The organism is Actinoplanes sp. NPDC049316 (assembly GCF_040677315.1).
Lineage (GTDB): Bacteria > Actinomycetota > Actinomycetes > Mycobacteriales > Micromonosporaceae > Actinoplanes.
Genome location: NZ_JBFAQM010000023.1, coordinates 1 through 16,581, shown reverse-complemented (window position 1 = coordinate 16,581; position 16,581 = coordinate 1). Strand labels below are relative to the sequence as shown.

Annotated in this window: 16 protein-coding genes; 10 read left to right on the top strand and 6 right to left on the bottom strand. The window is 72.8% G+C overall.

Annotated features, from left to right (window positions below):
- Nucleotides 1-30: 30 nt before the first annotated feature.
- The 4 genes from AB0K03_RS28570 to AB0K03_RS28555 are packed head-to-tail and all read left to right on the top strand — an operon-like array spanning nt 31 to nt 4,238.
- Nucleotides 31-468, top strand: coding sequence for an effector-associated constant component EACC1 (locus AB0K03_RS28570; protein ID WP_364690769.1), 438 nt, complete (start codon nt 31-33; stop codon nt 466-468).
- Nucleotides 461-1,732: a YqgE/AlgH family protein gene (locus tag AB0K03_RS28565; protein WP_364690767.1), complete on the top strand. Its 1,272-nt coding sequence runs from the start codon at nt 461-463 to the stop codon at nt 1,730-1,732. The genes AB0K03_RS28570 and AB0K03_RS28565 overlap by 8 nt, the downstream gene beginning before the upstream one ends.
- Nucleotides 1,729-3,807: an SIR2 family protein gene (locus AB0K03_RS28560; protein ID WP_364690764.1), complete on the top strand. Its 2,079-nt coding sequence runs from the start codon at nt 1,729-1,731 to the stop codon at nt 3,805-3,807. Before AB0K03_RS28565 ends, AB0K03_RS28560 begins: the two co-directional genes overlap by 4 nt.
- A gap of 50 nt (nt 3,808-3,857) precedes the next feature.
- Nucleotides 3,858-4,238: a hypothetical protein gene (locus AB0K03_RS28555; RefSeq protein WP_364690761.1), complete on the top strand. Its 381-nt coding sequence runs from the start codon at nt 3,858-3,860 to the stop codon at nt 4,236-4,238.
- On the opposite strand, the gene AB0K03_RS28550 is transcribed toward AB0K03_RS28555, so the two are convergent.
- A complete protein-coding gene (locus AB0K03_RS28550; RefSeq protein WP_364690758.1) occupies nt 4,219-5,391 on the bottom strand; it encodes a radical SAM protein in 1,173 nt (390 codons plus the stop codon). The two genes, AB0K03_RS28555 and AB0K03_RS28550, sit on opposite strands and share 20 nt — an antisense overlap.
- A 243-nt stretch (nt 5,392-5,634) precedes the next feature.
- On the opposite strand from AB0K03_RS28550, the gene AB0K03_RS28545 reads away from it, so the two are divergent.
- From AB0K03_RS28545 to AB0K03_RS28530, 4 genes are read left to right on the top strand one after another with little or no spacing between them, the layout of a single operon-like run.
- On the top strand, nt 5,635-6,036 hold the full coding sequence (locus AB0K03_RS28545) for an Rrf2 family transcriptional regulator (RefSeq protein ID WP_364690755.1): 402 nt from the start codon (nt 5,635-5,637) through the stop codon (nt 6,034-6,036).
- Between the two features lie 8 nt (nt 6,037-6,044).
- Nucleotides 6,045-7,094, top strand: a complete 1,050-nt coding sequence (locus AB0K03_RS28540) for an ABC transporter substrate-binding protein (protein ID WP_364690752.1) — start codon at nt 6,045-6,047, stop codon at nt 7,092-7,094.
- A 28-nt stretch (nt 7,095-7,122) separates the two neighbouring features.
- Nucleotides 7,123-7,902, top strand: coding sequence for an ABC transporter ATP-binding protein (locus tag AB0K03_RS28535; RefSeq protein ID WP_364690749.1), 780 nt, complete (start codon nt 7,123-7,125; stop codon nt 7,900-7,902).
- Entirely contained in the window at nt 7,892-8,788 is an 897-nt protein-coding gene (locus tag AB0K03_RS28530; RefSeq protein ID WP_364690746.1) for an ABC transporter permease, read from the top strand. The genes AB0K03_RS28535 and AB0K03_RS28530 overlap by 11 nt, the downstream gene beginning before the upstream one ends.
- 6 nt (nt 8,789-8,794) lie before the next feature.
- Here AB0K03_RS28530 and AB0K03_RS28525 read toward each other — a convergent pair whose 3' ends face one another.
- Together AB0K03_RS28525 and AB0K03_RS28520 are read right to left on the bottom strand one after the other, a co-directional pair.
- The gene (locus AB0K03_RS28525) at nt 8,795-9,688 is read right to left on the bottom strand and encodes a hypothetical protein (protein ID WP_364690743.1); all 894 of its coding nucleotides are present in this window, start codon (nt 9,686-9,688) and stop codon (nt 8,795-8,797) included.
- A 68-nt stretch (nt 9,689-9,756) separates the two neighbouring features.
- Entirely contained in the window at nt 9,757-9,936 is a 180-nt protein-coding gene (locus tag AB0K03_RS28520; protein ID WP_364690740.1) for a hypothetical protein, read from the bottom strand.
- A gap of 150 nt (nt 9,937-10,086) precedes the next feature.
- On the opposite strand from AB0K03_RS28520, the gene AB0K03_RS28515 reads away from it, so the two are divergent.
- Nucleotides 10,087-10,845 (top strand): lysophospholipid acyltransferase family protein, encoded by a 759-nt coding sequence (locus tag AB0K03_RS28515; RefSeq protein ID WP_364690737.1) that lies wholly within the window; start codon nt 10,087-10,089, stop codon nt 10,843-10,845.
- Between the two features lie 229 nt (nt 10,846-11,074).
- On the opposite strand, the gene AB0K03_RS28510 is transcribed toward AB0K03_RS28515, so the two are convergent.
- Complete coding sequence (locus tag AB0K03_RS28510) at nt 11,075-11,278, bottom strand: cold-shock protein (RefSeq protein ID WP_015625344.1); 204 nt, start codon at nt 11,276-11,278, stop codon at nt 11,075-11,077.
- 226 nt (nt 11,279-11,504) lie between these two features.
- Here AB0K03_RS28510 and AB0K03_RS28505 point away from each other — a divergent pair, with 226 nt between their 5' ends.
- Entirely contained in the window at nt 11,505-11,912 is a 408-nt protein-coding gene (locus AB0K03_RS28505) for a pilus assembly protein CpaE (RefSeq protein WP_364690735.1), read from the top strand.
- Between the two features lie 30 nt (nt 11,913-11,942).
- On the opposite strand, the gene AB0K03_RS28500 is transcribed toward AB0K03_RS28505, so the two are convergent.
- Entirely contained in the window at nt 11,943-15,437 is a 3,495-nt protein-coding gene (locus AB0K03_RS28500; RefSeq protein ID WP_364690732.1) for an ATP-dependent DNA helicase, read from the bottom strand.
- A gap of 12 nt (nt 15,438-15,449) precedes the next feature.
- The coding region (locus AB0K03_RS28495; RefSeq protein WP_364690729.1) for a PD-(D/E)XK nuclease family protein at nt 15,450-16,581 on the bottom strand (1,132 nt) is incomplete at its 5' end.

The window sequence follows — 16,581 nt, the reverse complement described above, 5'->3', positions numbered from 1 at the left end:
CGTGCATCGATATCACGCGGGGAGATTTTCATGCCGGTTCAGCTCCGACTGGAGTGCCCGTCGCCGGAGGAAGCCGAGTCGCTGCACCGGTGGCTGCGCCGGGAGGACGCCGTACGCGTCGACGGCCGGCTGGCCCGGGCCCGCAGCGACGACCCGCAGACCATGGGCACCCTGCTGGACGTGCTGACGCTGGTCATCGGCAGCGGGTTGTCCGCCGGCCAGCTCGCCCTCGCGGTGGCGTCCTGGCGGGACTCGCGCAGGCCGGCGCCACGGGTGACGATCGTGCACACCGCGGCGGACGGCTCGACGACCCGGATCGAGGCCGAGGACCACCGGACGCTGACCGCCGCCCTGGCTGAGCTGGAGAAGACGAGCGCGGAGCAAGAAGAGACGAGCGCGGAGGTTGAAGAGGCGAGCGCGGAGCCGGAAGAGACGAGCGGAGGTCGGACGGCAGGGACCGATGAGTGACGTCGCGGACCCGGCCGCCTCGCAGGTCGTGCTGATCGGCGTCGCGGCGTACCGGAGGCTCCCGGGCCTGCCCGCCGCCGGGCGCAACGTGACCGACCTGCGCGACCTGCTGGCCCACGAGGATCTCTGGGGTGTGCCGCCGGACAACTGCCAGGTGCTGGTGGATCCGGAGGATCCGGCCGAGGTGAGCCGCGCGGTCCGCCGGGCCGCGGCCGCGACCGAGCGCGACGGGCTGCTGCTGGTGTACTTCGCCGGGCACGGGCTCGTCGACCCGGACGACGACCGGCTGATCCTCGGCCTGCCCGGCTGCGACCCGGAGGTGCCCTACGAGCGCGGGGTGCCGTACGAGTGGGTCCGCCGCGCGGTGGCCGACTCCCGCGCCCGCCGCCGCGTCGTCGTCCTCGACTGCTGCTACTCCGGGCGCGCGGGCGCCGAGATCGGCGGTGACAGCACCGGCACCGACGCGGTCGCGGACAAGGCCGAGACCGAGGGGACCTGCCTGCTGGTCTCCGCGCCGGCCAACCGGCCCGCGATGGCGCCGCGCGGCGAGGTCCACACCGCCTTCACCGGAGAGCTGATCCGGCTGCTGCGCGACGGCCTGCGGCCTCCCCCGCCGGATCCGACGCCGCCGGCTCTGACCGTCCACACCGTCTGGCGCACGGTACGCCGCGCGATGCTGCGCCGCGGCTTCGAGCGTCCGGAACTGCGCGCCCGCGACGCCGGCGGCGAGATCGCGCTGGTGCACAACCCGGCCGCGCCCCGGCACAACCTCGCCGGCACGGTGCTGTACGCGGCGCCCTGGTTCGTCGACGAGGACCTTGGACGCCGGGCGATGCTGGTGCTGCGGCACAACCAGACGGGCGCGCTCGGCGTCTGCATCACCCAGCCGGAAGGCGAGCTGCCGGCCGACTTCCCCGGCTCGTGGCGGCGGCTGCTGCGCAATCCCGTGATGCTGTTCCACGGTGGCCCGGTCGCCCAGGACGGCTACATCGTCGTGACGCTGCTGCGGGCCGGCGCACCGAAGCCGCTGCGGTTCACCCCCGTACGCGACCGGCTCGGCACCTTGCACCTCTCGGGCAATCCGGAGGACGTGACCGCCAGCGTGGACGCCATGCGGGTGTTCGTCGGCTACCTGGGCTGGCGCTCCGGTGAGCTCGAGGAATACCTCGACCGCGGCGCGCTGGTCGCGAGCCGGCACACCGCCCGCCAGGTGTTCACCGAACGTCCCGGGGAGCTGTGGCAGTCCCTGCAGGCGGGCCGATGACGACGCCCGAGCCGGAGACGGCCGGAGACGGCCTCAGCCCGGGTGAGCGGCTGCTCATCGACCGGCTGGCGACGGCCCTGCAGGACGCCGACCAGATCACGCTGGTGATCGGCTCGGGCGTCACGGCCACCGCCATCCCCCGCGTGCAGGGCGTGCTGGAGATCGCCGACAGCTACGCCGCGGGACGCAACGACGACGGCGCGCTCGAGCGGGCGCTGGCCCAGGCCCGCGCGGAGCTCGTCGGCGCGCGGCCGATCGACGTGTACCGGGCGTACCGGCGGGTCTTCACCGACTGGGTGTCGGGCGGGGCGTTCGACGTGATCGCGCAGCAGGCCGTGCTGAAGGCGTACGCGGCCCCGGACCCGATGGAGTCCCCGCTGGCCACGCACGGGCTCGGGCAGCGCCTCGAGCGCGGGGTCGGCGAGGGCGTGGAGAACGACCGCTTCTCCTGGCAGCTTCCCCGCGGCGTGCAGGCGCTCGGACACCTGCTGGCCCGCATCCCGGAGGCGTTCGACCACCGGGTGCTCACCACGAACTTCGACCCGCTGCTGGAGATCGCGATGCGCGACGCGGGCGGCCGGGCGGTCAGCCTGCCGCTGGACTCGGCGGGCGCCTTCGGGCACACCGGCGGCTCGGACGGCGCCGTACGCGTCTTCCACCTGCACGGCTTCTGGCGGCCCACGCTGCACGTACGCGGACCCCAGCTGCTGCACGACCCCGCGCACATCGCGGAGAACGCGCCCCTGGTCGCCACCACCGCCGACCTCATCCGCGGCGACACGGTGTGCGTGATCGGCAGCAGCGACTGGGCGGGGACGATCACCGCTGCGGTGGCCCGTACCCGTCCCATGCGGGTGCTGTGGGCGCTGAACGACCCGGACGCGGCGACCGCCCTGAGCGCGGCCGAGCGGCTGCGTGAGAACACGGGGGTGGCCGTCGAGTGCTTCCCCGGCGTGGACTCCGAACGGCTCTTCCCGGCCCTCGCGGAACGCGCCGGCGTCGCCGTGCCGCCACGCGCCACCGGGCTGAAGAACCGGGTCCGGCACCACAGCTGGGAGCGGCAGCTGGTCTCCCAGCCGGACAGCAGCCCGCCGCGGGACGTGCCGGGGCTGCTGCTCCAGCTCGAGCGCCGCTTCGGCTGGGTGACGCAGCAGCGCGGCACAGTCCAGCCGATCCGGCTGCTGTGGCCCGTACGCCTGCGCCCCCGCGCCTCCGTGATCCACATGGTGCAGGCGTTCGTGGCCGGCGCCCTCGCCCGCCTCGGCGTGGAGGTCCGGGTCTGCATCGACGACGTCGGGTTGCGCGACCGCGAGGCGCAGACGGGCTTCCGCGACGACCTCGACCGCTGGATCGACCACACGGGCCACGGCGCGGTCCGTGAGTTCGTCAGCCTCGCCGAGTTCCTCGACCGGGGCGCCCGGTATCCAGCCGCCGGCAACCCCGAGTCGCTGCTGCGTCCCACGGACCCCTGGTCGGTGGCGCGGATGTTCTACGGCGAGCACAACCCGTCGCTCTACAGCCTGCTGGCCGCGGTGAAGGCCGTGCCCAACCTGACGTCGTGGGACGAGCTCGAGAAGAACGCGTGGCCCATCGTGCAGGGCGTGCTGCGTACGGACGCGCGCAACCTGCTGACGCCGCTCACGCTGTGGCCGTACCTGAACAGCATGCTTCTGGAGAGCACGACCAACGACGTCATGACGCTGGGCGGGCGCGACGAGGCGATCCTGTGGGCGCAGTGGCGGCAGACGTTCGGGTTCGGGCCGGGGCACCTCTACAACCCGTACATCAGGAACCTGAAACACGACGCCCACATGCTGCGCTGGTCGTCGCAGGAGGAGCTGACCCGGCATCTGCACCGGACCCGGGAGCTGCCCGGCTGGGACGCGGAGGGCAGCTACATCCCCTGGCTGTTCCAGAACGCGCTGCTGCTGCCCGGCTACCTCAACCACGAGCCGGTGCCGGAGACCGACGACTTCCCGCTGGACTCGTGGGCCGCCTTCGTCGCCGCGATCGAGGACGGCAAGCCGGTCCTCGACGACCTCGCCGCGCGAGTCACAAATGTCTTTCTGCGATGACGGGCCGTTCGGCGGTCGCGGTCTTGGCGGTACGGAGATAGCGTCGAGTCATGACTGCCACCGTTGTGGAACGCGTCGGGCACCGCATCGCGACCGTCGACGACCACGCGGAGCTGTGCGTCACCGTGCTCGGCCGGGAGCTCACCGCGTACGTCGCCGGGGCCGCGAGCGTGGCTGAGTTCGAGTCCTGGTTCGATGCGCCGACCCGCCCCGGCTATCTGGTGCGCCGGCGGCTCGCCGCGGCCGCCGAGATCGTCAGCGTCTTCGAGACCGCCAACCGGACGGCGCTCGCCGCGGCGTGGCTGCGCGAGATGGATCCGCAGGGTTACGTGCCGGCCCGGGTGCTGCGCCTCTCCGAGGGCGACGAGACCAGCGTGAAGGCGCTGCTGGAGACCGCCGCCGCCGGGTCGCTCAGCCCCGCGGCAGGGTAGCGCCCGTCGCGTTCTCGAAGGGTGCCAGCGAGCCGTTCAGGTAGCGGCTGGCGTGGCCCGCCAGGTCGACCTGCTCGCGGAAGTGCCGCAGCACCGCCGCACGCACCCCGACCCTCGGCAGGCGGAACGTCTTCTTGCCGCCGTTGACCACGTCCTCCACCGCGAGCTCGCCGTCGGCGCTGATCAGCAGCGTCGAGTTCGGCGCCCGGTGGGTGCTGGTGAGCCGGATGTCCATGGCCACGCCGTCCGCGGCGCTGCGCCGGACCAGCTCCTCCACGACGCCCTGCACGCCGTCGGGTGCGAGCAGGTCCGCCCGGCGGGGATCGGCGGCCTTGCCGACCGGTACGACGACGTGCAGCACCCAGGTGGTCACGCCCAGCGCCGCCACGTGGTCCCGCAGGGCGAGCAGGCCGGGGAGATCCCCGTTGCGCCGGGTCACCACGGTCTGCACGCTGCACGGCACGTCCGCGCGTACGGCCCGCCGGATCGCGTCGCGGGCGTACACCGCCGAGCTGGTTCCCGGCGGCACGAACTGCCGGTTGGCGGGGCGCAGCGCGTCGTTGACGGCCGGGTCGGCGCTGTCGAGCGAGACGCGTACGTGCACATGGTGGCGTTGCAGCAGGGGCACGATGCGGCTGAAGTCGCCGACGCCCGAGGTGTCCAGCACGACCGCCTTGCCGGTGGCCGCGAGCCGCTCCACGAGCCGTTCGGTGCGCTCCGCCCGGGCCAGCGGCTCCCCGCCGGTGACCACGCCGACCATCGCGGGGACGGCCCCGGCGACCCGCAGCACCTGCTCGAGGCCCCGGCCGTCCTCCCGCTCCCGATAGCCGGGGGTCATGAGGTCGTCGGCGTGGCAGTACCGGCAGCGCAGCGGGCAGAAGGCGGTCGAGAAGCAGTTGATCACCAGCGGCTCGGTGACCTCGGGCAGCTTGGCGAGCTGACCGACCACGGAACGGCCGAAGAAGGCGCGGCGCGCGGTGGCCGGCTCGGTCTCGCAGATGCCCAGTTCGGCCAGCGTGCGGATGGCGTCCTCGTCGTCCGCACGGCCCTGGAGGGCGGCCATGTGGCGGGCGTCGAGGGCGAAGAAGTGATCTCTCCGCGGGACGTACGCGATCGACCCGCGGACCCGTACCCCGGGCGCCAGGCGAACCATCTGTGACGTCCGACGGCGCTCGGACACGGCGAACACGCGCAGATACTCCCACAGCCCGTGCCCGTTTCCGCGCTCCGGACGCTCGCGGCGTCACCCGGACGGGCGCTTTTCCTACAAAACCGGCAGAGAAACATCCCAGGATGCGGTTCGGGGTTGACGGCCATACCGCACCCCGTCCACTATTCCCATCCATCAGATAGAGAAAGCAGAGTTTGCTCCGCCGGACCGAGAGGACATTCCCCCGTGTACGTCTCGGCACGCACCGACTACGCCGTCCGGGCCATGCTCGCGATCGCCGCCGACCACCCCCACCTGGTCAAAGCAGCGTCGCTCGCGGCCGACCAGGACATCCCGCTCAGCTTTCTGCAGGGCATCCTGCTCGACCTGCGCCGCGCCGGGCTGCTGCACAGCCACCGCGGCGTCGACGGCGGGTACGCCCTGGCCCGGCCGGCCGGCGACATCACCGTCGGCGACGTGGTCCGGGCTGTCGGCGGGGCGCTGACCACCGTTCGTGGCCTGCCCACCACGACCACGACGTACCACGGGGTCGCGACCGGCCTCAAGGACGTCTGGCTCGCGGTGGAGGAGGCCATCGAGGGGGTCGTGAACCACCGCACCCTCGCCCAACTCACCGTCTCCGCTTAGGAGTGACAATGAAATCCCGCGCTCTTCGTGCGCTCGCCGTTGCCGCCGCCCTCCTGTCCGCCTCCGCGCTGACCGCCTGCGGCGGGGACGACGCCGCCGGTGGCGAGGCGAACACCCTGCGGCTCGGATACTTCCCGAACATCACCCACGCGCCCGCACTCGTCGGCGTCAAGAACGGCCTGTTCCAGCAGGCGCTGGGCGACACCAAGCTGGAGCCGAAGACCTTCAACGCCGGCCCGGCCGCCATCGAGGCGCTGTTCTCCGGGGCGATCGACGCGACGTACATCGGGCCGAACCCGGCCATCAACGGCTGGGCGACCTCCAAGGGCACCGCGCTGAAGATCATCGCGGGCAGCACGTCGGGCGGCGCGGGCCTGGTCGTCAAGCAGGGCATCAACGCCCCGGCCGACCTCAAGGGCAAGAAGATCGCCACGCCGCAGCTGGGCAACACCCAGGACGTCGCGCTGCGCGCGTGGCTCAAGGAGAACGGTCTCAACGCCGACCAGCAGGGCGGCGGAGACGTCTCCGTGCTGCCGCAGGACAACGCGACCGCGGTGCAGGCGTTCGCCCAGGGCGCGATCGACGGCGCCTGGGTGCCCGAGCCCAACCTCAGCAAGATGGTGCTCGAGTCCAAGGGCAAGATCCTCGTCAACGAGAAGGACCTGTGGCCGAACGGGCAGTTCGTCACCACCCACCTGATCGTGAAGCAGGAGTTCCTCAAGGAGCACCCGGACACGGTCAAGAAGCTCCTGCAGGGCCACATCGCCGCGGAGAGGTACATCGCCTCCGGCGGCGCCGGCGCGCAGAAGGCCGCGAACGAGCAGCTCGCCGCCCTGTCCGGCAAGCCGCTCAAGGACGACATCCTCGCCGCCGCGTTCAAGAACCTGACGTTCACGAACGACCCGATCGCCTCCTCGCTCTACACCAGCGCCAAGCACGCCGAGGACGTCGGCCTGCTCAAGCCGGTGGACCTCAAGGGCATCTACGACCTCGGGCCGCTCAACGAGCTGCTCAAGGCCGACGGCGAGCCCGAGGTCAGCGACGCCCCCGCCGCCTGATCGCCGCCGGACAACCGGGAGTCACGACATGAGCATTCTCGAAGCCACCCACCAGCGCACCCAGCAGGCGGTCGTCAGCCTCGACGGCGTCTCGAAGCGGTACGGCAGCGGGGCCGACGCCCTGCTCGCCCTGGACAAGGTCTCGCTGAGCGTCGGCAAGGGCGAGTTCGTCTGCCTGCTGGGCGCCTCCGGCTGCGGCAAGAGCACGCTGCTCTCGCTCGTCGCCGGGCTCGACCGGATCAGTGGCGGCACGCTGGACACCGGCGGCCGGGCCGTCTCGCTGATGTTCCAGGAGGCGGCGCTCTTCCCGTGGCTCTCGGTTGCCGGCAACGTCGAGCTTCCGCTGCGGCTGCGCGGCATCCCCCGCGCGACCCGCAGGGAGCGCGCCGAGCAACTGCTGGAGATCGTGCGGCTCAAGGGCTTCGGCCACAAGCGGCCGCACGAGCTCTCCGGCGGCATGCGCCAGCGGGTCGCGCTGGCCCGCGCCCTCGCCCAGGACGCCGACATCCTGCTGATGGACGAGCCGTTCGGCGCCCTGGACGCGATGACCCGCGACATCCTGCACGACGAGCTCGAACGCATCTGGCGCGAGCAGGAGCTCACCGTCCTGTTCGTCACCCACAACGTCCGCGAGGCGGTCCGCCTGGGCGACCGGGTGATCCTGCTGAGCAGCCGCCCGGGCCGGGTCATCGAGGACTTCCCGGTCACCCACCAGCGGCCGCGGCGCATCGACTCCCCCGAGGTGGCCGGGCAGGCCGCCGAGATCACCGACCGGCTCCGCGCGGAGGTCGCCCGTCATGCAGGCTGAGATCCCCACCCAGGTGTCCGACCAGCGCACCGAAGCCGACCGCGCCGCCGACCGGGTCACCGGGCTCGACGCGCTCGAGCTCGCCGGCCGGGGTGAAAAGGATTCGCCGGGCAAGCGCGTCTGGCGCAGCGCCTGGCCCAAGCTCCTCGCGGTCGCCATCGTGGTGGTCGCGTGGCAGGCCGTCGTCTGGGCGGAGTGGAAGCCGGCGTACGTGCTGCCCGGGCCGGCGACGGTCTTCGAGGACCTGGGCTCCCTGATCACCACAGGGGACTTCTGGGACGGCGTACGGCTGACGATGACCCGCGCCGTCACCGGCTTCGCGCTCGCCGTGCTGATCGGCACGATCGTCGGCGCCGCGGTCTCCCGGTTCGCCCCGCTGCGGGCGGCCATCGGCTCGCTCATCACCGGCCTGCAGACCATGCCGTCGATCATGTGGTTCCCGCTGGCGATCCTGCTCTTCCAGATCAGCGAGAGCGCCATCATGTTCGTCGTCGTCATCGGCGCCGCCCCGTCGGTGGCGAACGGCCTGATCAGCGGCATCGACTACGTGCCGCGGACGTGGCTGCGGGTCGGGCAGGTGCTGGGCATGACCGGCTTCGCCAAGTACCGCCACCTGATCCTGCCGGCCTCGCTGCCGTCGTTCATCTCCGGGCTCAAGCAGGGCTGGGCGTTCTCCTGGCGCAGCCTGATGGCCGGCGAGCTGCTGGTCATCGTGCCGGGTGCGCTGTCGATCGGCGTACGGATGCAGCAGGCCCGCGACCTCAACGAGTCGAGCCTGGTCATCAGCTTCATCACCGTGGTGCTGGTGATCGGCATCCTGATCGACCTGCTCTTCAACGCCGCGGACAACGCGCTGCGCAAGCGCTGGGGCCTCACCGGCTCCTGAGGCGGCTCAGAGGGGCCGTACGGACTTGAGGACGTCGGCGACCACGTAGTCGAACTGCTTGTGGGTTCCGGGGATGGACACGTACAGGACCGCCGCGGTGGTCTTGCCGACGTCGATCACCGCGACCGCGGACAGCTCGTCGGTCGCCGACAACCCCTCCGCCTTGAAGTGCAACCGGAACTCGCTCAGGTACGCCGGCCGCCCGCCCAGCGTGGTCATCTCGTCGCGCAACGGCTCGAGCGTGTTCGGCTGCGGGTAATACTCGGCGCGTACGTCCGCAGCCACCTGCCGCCCCACGCACTCCAGGTTGAGCGTCACGGCGTCGTTGTCGGCCGCCGGCACCGCCGCGGACAGGATCGACGCGTGATACGAGCCGCCGCTGTACGTCTCCGTGACGAAATGCTGCCCCACCCGGTACGGCACCTCGAGCGTGCCGGCCCGCCAGGTCGTGTCCCACGGCACCCACGGCGCGCCGTACTTGCGGTAGGAGATGCCCGCTTCAGTGTCGACGGTGCGTTCGCCGGTCGGCGGGGGAACCTGCTGCGGCTTGCCGGTCGGTCCCTCGCTCGGCCGCACGGTGGGCGCGGGGCACATCTGCGCGAGCGGTGGGCGTACGTCGGTGGGCCCCGACGCCTTCTTGCCGCCGAAGGCGTCACCGTCCGAGGTCAGCGCCACGATCAGGATGACGGTCAGACCGATCGCGAGGATCGCGCCGGCGATGCCGCCGAAAATCATCATCTGCCGCCTGCGCCGTCGTGGCCCGTCACCGGGAGGCGGCTCGGGCGGGGTCTCGGGTGGCGGCGGCGGAAGCGGGGGTACGCCGTACGCGGTGACCGTCCCGGACGCCCACGCGCCACCCGGCCGTGACCAGGCGGTGGGGGTGGGCGTGCCGTCGGACATCATCCCAGTGAACACCACAGGGCCGAGTCACGGGTCATCGCCTCGGCCCCGGCGGACACGGGGCCGGGTCAGCGGACGGCGACCGCCGCGGCCTTCGGGGGCACTGTCTCGACGACTCGGGCGCCTGCTCCGTCGTAACCGGACGACGCATACCAGGGGGCGAAGGCCACCACCAGCACCAGGCACAGGCCCAGGACCGCCAGCGCCACCACGATCGCGAGCTCGCGGCGTGCGGACACGGTCTCCATGCGGGGCCTCCCGGGAAGTGCCGGACCGGACGATCCCCGTCAGCGTGGACCCCGGCGCGGCTCGGCGCAGTCATACGTAAGACGCTGCCGACGGCAAATCGGTTGCATCTCTCCCAGGAAAGGTTCATGCAGCCCCGGTACCGTAACCGGATGGAAATCGTGTATCCCCCCGTGATCGCCTTGGCCAAGACGATGTTCCGGGTGCTCGACCTGCGGATTCAGGTCGACGGCGCGCACCACATCCCAGCGACCGGCGGGGCGGTGCTGGCGAGCAACCATGCCAGCTATCTCGATTTCATCTTCTGCGGGCTGGGCGCGCAGCCGGCCAAGCGCCTGGTGCGGTTCATGGCGAAGAAGTCGGTTTTCGACCACAAGGTGAGCGGTCCGCTGATGCGCGGCATGCGCCATATCTCCGTCGACCGCAAGGCCGGCACGGCGGCGTTCCACGAGGCCGAGACCGCGCTGCGCAACGGCGAGGTGGTCGGCGTCTTCCCGGAGGCGACGATCAGCGAGTCGTTCACGGTGAAGGCCCTGAAGTCCGGCGCGGCCCGGCTCGCCGAGGTGGCCGAGGTGCCGCTGATCCCGATGGCGGTGTGGGGCCCGCACCGGCTGTGGACCAAGGGCCGCAAGAAAGACCTGACCAAGCGTCACGTACCGGTCATCATCCGGATCGGTGAGCCGATCGCCGTGCCGGCCGGCGCCACCGCGGACGAGACCACGGTCGTGCTGCGGCAGCGGCTCAGCGCGCTGCTGGACCGGGCACAGCGGGACTACCCCGAGCAGCCGTCCGGACCGGACGACCGCTGGTGGCTGCCGGCGCACCTGGGTGGCACGGCGCCGCGGCCGGAGGAGCTGGGATATCCGCCCCGGCCCGAGGACGCGGGCAACCCCGCGCCGCTCGACGCCTGAGAACGCAGGCAAACCCGCGCCGCTCGACGCCTGAGAACGCAGGCAAACCCGCGCCGCTCGACGCCTGAGGGCGCGGGCACCCGGCGCTGCTCGACGCTTGAGGGCTTTCGGCCGAGTCCCGCGGAAGTGTCTGAGGATTCAACTCGGGGGCGCGATCCGCCCCGGAAAGCACGTCGGCGCCGGCCTCCCTGCGGAGGACCGGCGCCGATGTGTCAGCGCTGGGCTGGAATCAGAGCGGGCGGATGTTGGCCGCCTGCGGGCCCTTCTGGCCCTGGGTCACCTCGAACTCGACCCGCTGGTTCTCGTCCAGGCTGCGGTAGCCGGAAGTCTGAATGGCGGAGAAGTGGGCGAAGACGTCGGCGCCGCCGTCGTCCGGGGTGATGAACCCAAAGCCCTTGTCCGCGTTGAACCACTTCACTACGCCGGTAACCATGATCGTCTCCTCGACGGTCGATCGCTCCCGACCATTATGGACGGGAACGAGGTAATAAGTCCCGCACTTCGCGGGACTCGTGTCGCCGTACTGATCGCCCGTACCGGAGAAACCCGGGTTACGACAAAGAGCGCCTGGGGCAGACTTCCCCACAGGCGCTCCTGAGTACTTGGGAACCAAACTGACACAACGCGTACGAGACTAGCACGGAGATGGGGGCCCGCTCGTGATCGACGTAGACCTGGCTCAACAGCTCAGGGAGGCGGGGCTGGAGTGGAAGCCGGCGCCGGGCGACCGCTTCGCCATCCCCGACCGGGACCTCGACGACGACGTCTTCGTGCTCAGCAACATGACGATCGAGGTGTACTCGGTGCCCGAGGGCCGCGTCATCGGGTTCAACGGCACCACCGAGTGGGCGCTCGACGACGTGGAGCTCGACGAGGCGCTCTGGCTGCCCCGGGAGGACCAGCTGCGCGACCTGCTCGGCGGGACTTTCCGCAGGCTGCGCCGGACCGACGACGGCTACGAGGTGGACATCGCCCTGCTGGGTGAGGACCACACGTTCGCCGCGGCGACGCCGGAGGAGGCGTACGCGTCGGCTCTCCTGCACCTGCTGGCCGCGGCCGGGCTCTGACCGCGGCCGGGCTCTGACCGCGGCCGGGGCTCACCGGCCCGGGTCCGCCTCCGGGATCTCCGCGATGAGCGCCGCCAGGCCGTCCGCGTCCAGCAGGTCGGCCGGGCGTACGGTGACGCCGTCGCGGACGTAGTGGAAGCCGGCCCGGACCCGTGACACCGGCACACCCGCCAGCGCCGCCCACGCGACCCGGTACGCCGCGAGCTGCACCGTGGCGGCCGCCGCGTCGGCCGAGGCGGGGCGCCGGCCGGTCTTCCAGTCGATGACGTCGAAGCGGTTGCCGGGCTCGGCGAAGACGGCGTCCATCCGGCCCCGGATCACCACGCCGGCCACGGTGGTGGCGAACGGGACCTCGACCTCGATCGGCGTACGGTCGGCCCACTCGCCCGCCAGGAACGCCTCCTGCAGCGCCGCCAGCTCCTCGTCCGCGGCCGCGTCGTCGTCCGCCGCCCCGGGCAGCTCGTCGAGGTCGAGCAGGCGTACGGACCCGTACCGTTGCTCCAGCCAGGCGTGGAACGCCGTGCCGCGCCGCGCGTAGGGCGCCGGCCGCTGCGGCAGGGGCCGGCGCAGCGAGCGGGCCAGCAGCTGCGGATCGCGGCGCAGGACGACCAGCTGGGAGACCGAGAGGTGCGGCGGCAGGGCGACCTCCAGCGGACCGTCGCGGCGGACCCGTTCGTCCCGCTCGGCCAGCAGGAGAGTGGCCTCCTCGCGCCACCGCGAGATGTCGGCATCGTCCTGCCCCGGGGCTAGCCCGGCCAGGTCGGCGGCCACCTCCGCGCGCGCCCCCACCTCGACGTCGGACTCCGCGAGCTCGGCGAACGCGACCGCGGCCTCCGGGGTCGGCGCGGCGATCATGCGCCGGATCAGGTCGGCGGCGGCCGCCATGGCCGGGCGGCGCGCGCCCAGCGGGTCCGACGGCCACTCCGCCGACGCGACGACCTCGGCGCTGGGGTTGGCGGCGTCACCGGGCGGCTCGGGCGCCCAGTGCTCCACCACTCCGGCGCCCTCGAGGCAGGTGTCGCGGATCTCCGTCAGGAACACCGACGGGCCGCGGGGCCGCTTCACACCCTCGCCCCACCAGTAGCCGGACGCCAGCAGGAGCCGCCGCGGCCGGGTGACGGCCACGTACGCGAGCCGCCGCTCCTCCCGCTCGTCGTGCTCCCGCCAGGCCCGTCCGAACGCCGTCACCGCCGCGGCCACGTCCTTCTGGTCGACCGCCTCGGTGAGGTCGAGCTCCGGCAGCCCGCCGGAGTCGCCGCGCAGCGGGAACGGCAGGACGCCGATGCCGCCCAGGTAGTTGTCCGAACCGCGGGTGAGCCCGGGCCACACGCTCTTGGTGAGACCCGCCACGGAGACGACGTCCCACTCCAGGCCCTTGGCGGCGTGCGCGGTCAGGATCTGCACGGCGCCCTCGACCACGTCCACCTGGCCGGGGGTGAGGCCGCGTTCCTCCTCCTCGGCCGCGGCGAGGAACGCGAGGAACCCCGCGAGCGTGCCGCCGTCGGTCTCGCCCGCGTACCGGGCGGCGACGTCGCCGAGGGCGTCGAGGTGGCCGCGGGCCAGGCCGGCGTCGCCCGCGCCCCAGCCGCGTACCGCGACCTCGACGTCCAGGCCGGTGGTGCGTTCGATGTCGGCGACCAGGTCCGGCAGCGGCTGGTCGAGGCGCAGGCGCAACTCCGCCAGCTCCCTGCTGTACGCGCGGAGCCGCAGGTAGCCCTCCTGCGAGTACTGCTGGGGCGCACCGAGGTCGGCCATCGCCTCGATCAGGGTGGCGTCCTCCAGCCGGTCCCCGAAGATCAGCTGCGCGTCGTCCGGAGGGCCGGCGGAGGAACCGGCCGCCCCCGAGGGATCAGCCGCGGGCGAACCGGTCCCCGCCGGAGGGCCGCCCACCGCCGGCGAGTCCGCGGGGCGTGCCGGGCCGGTCGTCGCCGCCGCGCGGGCGGAGGCGATCGCGCGAGCCCGGCGGTGCAACGCCACCAGGTCACGGGGACCGATCCGCCAGCGGGCACCCGTCAGCAGCCGCAGCAGCGCCGCGCCGTCCGTCGGGTCGGCGAGCACCCGCAGCGTGCAGACGACGTCGCGTACCTCCGGGGTGTCGAGGAGGCCGCCCAGACCCACCACCTCGACCGGCAGGCCGCGGGCGCGCAGCGCCTCCTCGATCGCCGGGATCTGGCTGCGTACCCGGACCAGGACCGCGCTGGTCGGCCGCTTCTCCAACGGGATGTCGGCCGGGGCCGCCTCCGGCAGCCGGGCCGCCGCCCGCCACGCCGCCAGCATCGAATCGGCGATCCACTCCGCTTCCCCGGCGTACGTGGAAAGCAGTGCACACGCGACCGTGTGGCCACCGACGCGATCGGCCACCCGCTGGGCCGGCACGAGCTCGGCCACCCGGGCGCCGGCCGCCCGCAGCGGGCGCGACAACGAGTTGGCGACCAGCAGGATCTCCGGACGGTTGCGCCAGCTGCGGGTCAGGTTCAGCACCCACGCCTCGCGTCCGCCCGGGCCGGTGAACTCGGCGGGAAACCGGTCCAGCGTGCCCGCGGACGCGCCGCGCCAGCCGTAGATCGACTGGCACGGGTCGCCGACCGCGGTCACCGGGTGGCCGCCGCCGAACAGCGCGTTGAGCAGCACGACCTGCGCGTGGCTGGTGTCCTGGTACTCGTCCAGCAGCACGATCTTGTAGCGGCCGCGCTCGATGACGCCGACCTCGGGATGGTTGCGGGCCACCAGGGCGGCGCGCGCCATCTGGTCGCCGAAGTCCATCGCCTCCAGGTCGAGTTTGCGCTGGTCATACAGGCGTACGAGGGGCAACAGGGTGAGCCGGTGCCGCTGGCGCTGCAGCATGTCGGCGACGTCCTTGTAGACCCGGCCGGGCAGCGACTGCACGTCGGCGAAGAACCGTCCCGTCCAGGCGGCCAGGTCGTCGGGGCCGACGAGGTGCTCGGCCAGCTCGCCCGAGAGCGCCAGCACGTCGTCGGTCACCGTGCCGGGCGCGCGGTTCAGGCCCGCCATCTCCCCCGTGTACGAGCGCACCAGCGAGTCCACGATCTGCCACCGGGCCGCCTCCGTGAGCAGGCGCGCGGACGGCTCGTACCCGGCTCGCAGACCGTGCTCGGTGACCACGCGGGCCGCGTACGAGTGGTAGGTGGCAACCGTCGGCTCCCCGGTCAGTGCCTCCTCCCGGCCCAGCCGGCGGACCAGCTGACCGAGCCGCGTCCGTACCCGATGAGCCAGCTCCCCGGCGGCCTTGCGGGTGAACGTCAGGCCCAGGATCTCGTCCGGGTGGGCGTACCCGTTGGCGACCAGCCAGACCACCCGCGAGGCCATCGTCTCCGTCTTGCCGGACCCCGCCCCCGCGACGACCAGGACGGGTTCGACGGGGGCCGCGATGATCGCGGCCTGTTCCGGGGTCGGCGCGTGCAGACGCAGGAGCCGGGCGAGTTCCAGCGGGGTGTAGCGCGGACCGGAGTCGGCGCGCCGGCGCGGCCTGGGCTCGGCGTCGGCGAAGAGGCTCGGTTGGGTCATCGTGGACGGTTTCTACCCTCGCTGGTCCGCGGCCGGCGGGCCGGGCTCGACGACCTGACGGCCCTGGCCGCTGACCGGGCAGCTGGTCCGGACCGGACAGACCCGGCACTTGGCGTTCGCGACGGCCGAGAAGGTGGCCGCGGCCATGGTGTCGGCGGTGCGGCGGACCATCGCGTACGCCCACTGCGGGTCGTCGGCCTCGGCCAGCGGCACCTGCATCTGCTCGCGCGCCTCCTTGGCCGGACCCAGCTGCACGAGCGCCGCCCCGCCGCTGCCCGCGCCCTCGGCCAGGTCGTCGAACGCGCCCGCGTCCACGGCGGCCTGATATCCGGCGAGCTGCGCGTGCTCCTCCACCTCACTGGCGGTGACCGCGGTGCTCTTGCCGGTCTTCAGGTCGATGACGACCAGCCGGCCCTGCTCGTCCACCTCCAGCCGGTCGACCCGCCCGGTGAGCTGGATGGGCCGCTTCGGGTCGTCCAGCCGCACGGTGAACTCGTGCTCGATCGCCAGCAGCCGCCGCGGGTTGCGCGCCAGCCAGCGCAACAGCTTGTCGACCATGCCCTGGGCCCGCTCCTGCTCCGGCCCCGCCAGCCAGCGCGCCGCCAGCTCGATGGCGTCGAACCGCGCCGACACGTACTCGACGAGCCGCTCCCGGTCGGCGTTCGCATCCTCGGCCAGCATCGCCGCGGCGTGCACCAGGTTGCCGACCCCCTGAGCGGGCCCGGCCGGCGCGGCACCGCCATGACGTTCCAGCAGCCAGCGCAGGCTGCAGCGCAGCGCGCTCTCCATCGCGGACGGCGTCACCTTGACCGGCTCGCCATCGTCGGCCAGCGGCCGGTCGTCGGAGAGCGGCCGCAGACCCCACCACTCGTCGGGGTGGGCGCCCGGGACCCCGGCCTGGGCGAGCCGGGCCAGCTCGGCCGCGGCGGCATGGCGCCGGGCGGGCGTCGCATCGGGCGCGACCACGACGGTACGCAGCTCCGCGACGAGCGCGGGCAGGGTGAGGGCGCGGGGCGGGCGGCCCACGGGCAGCTCGAAGTCACCGTCGGCGGCGGTCGCGCCGGCCTGCGCGGCGGTCGCGCCACCCTGCGCGGCGGCGAACTCGGGCATCACGTGGGTGATGAGACCCCGGTCGAGGCCCACC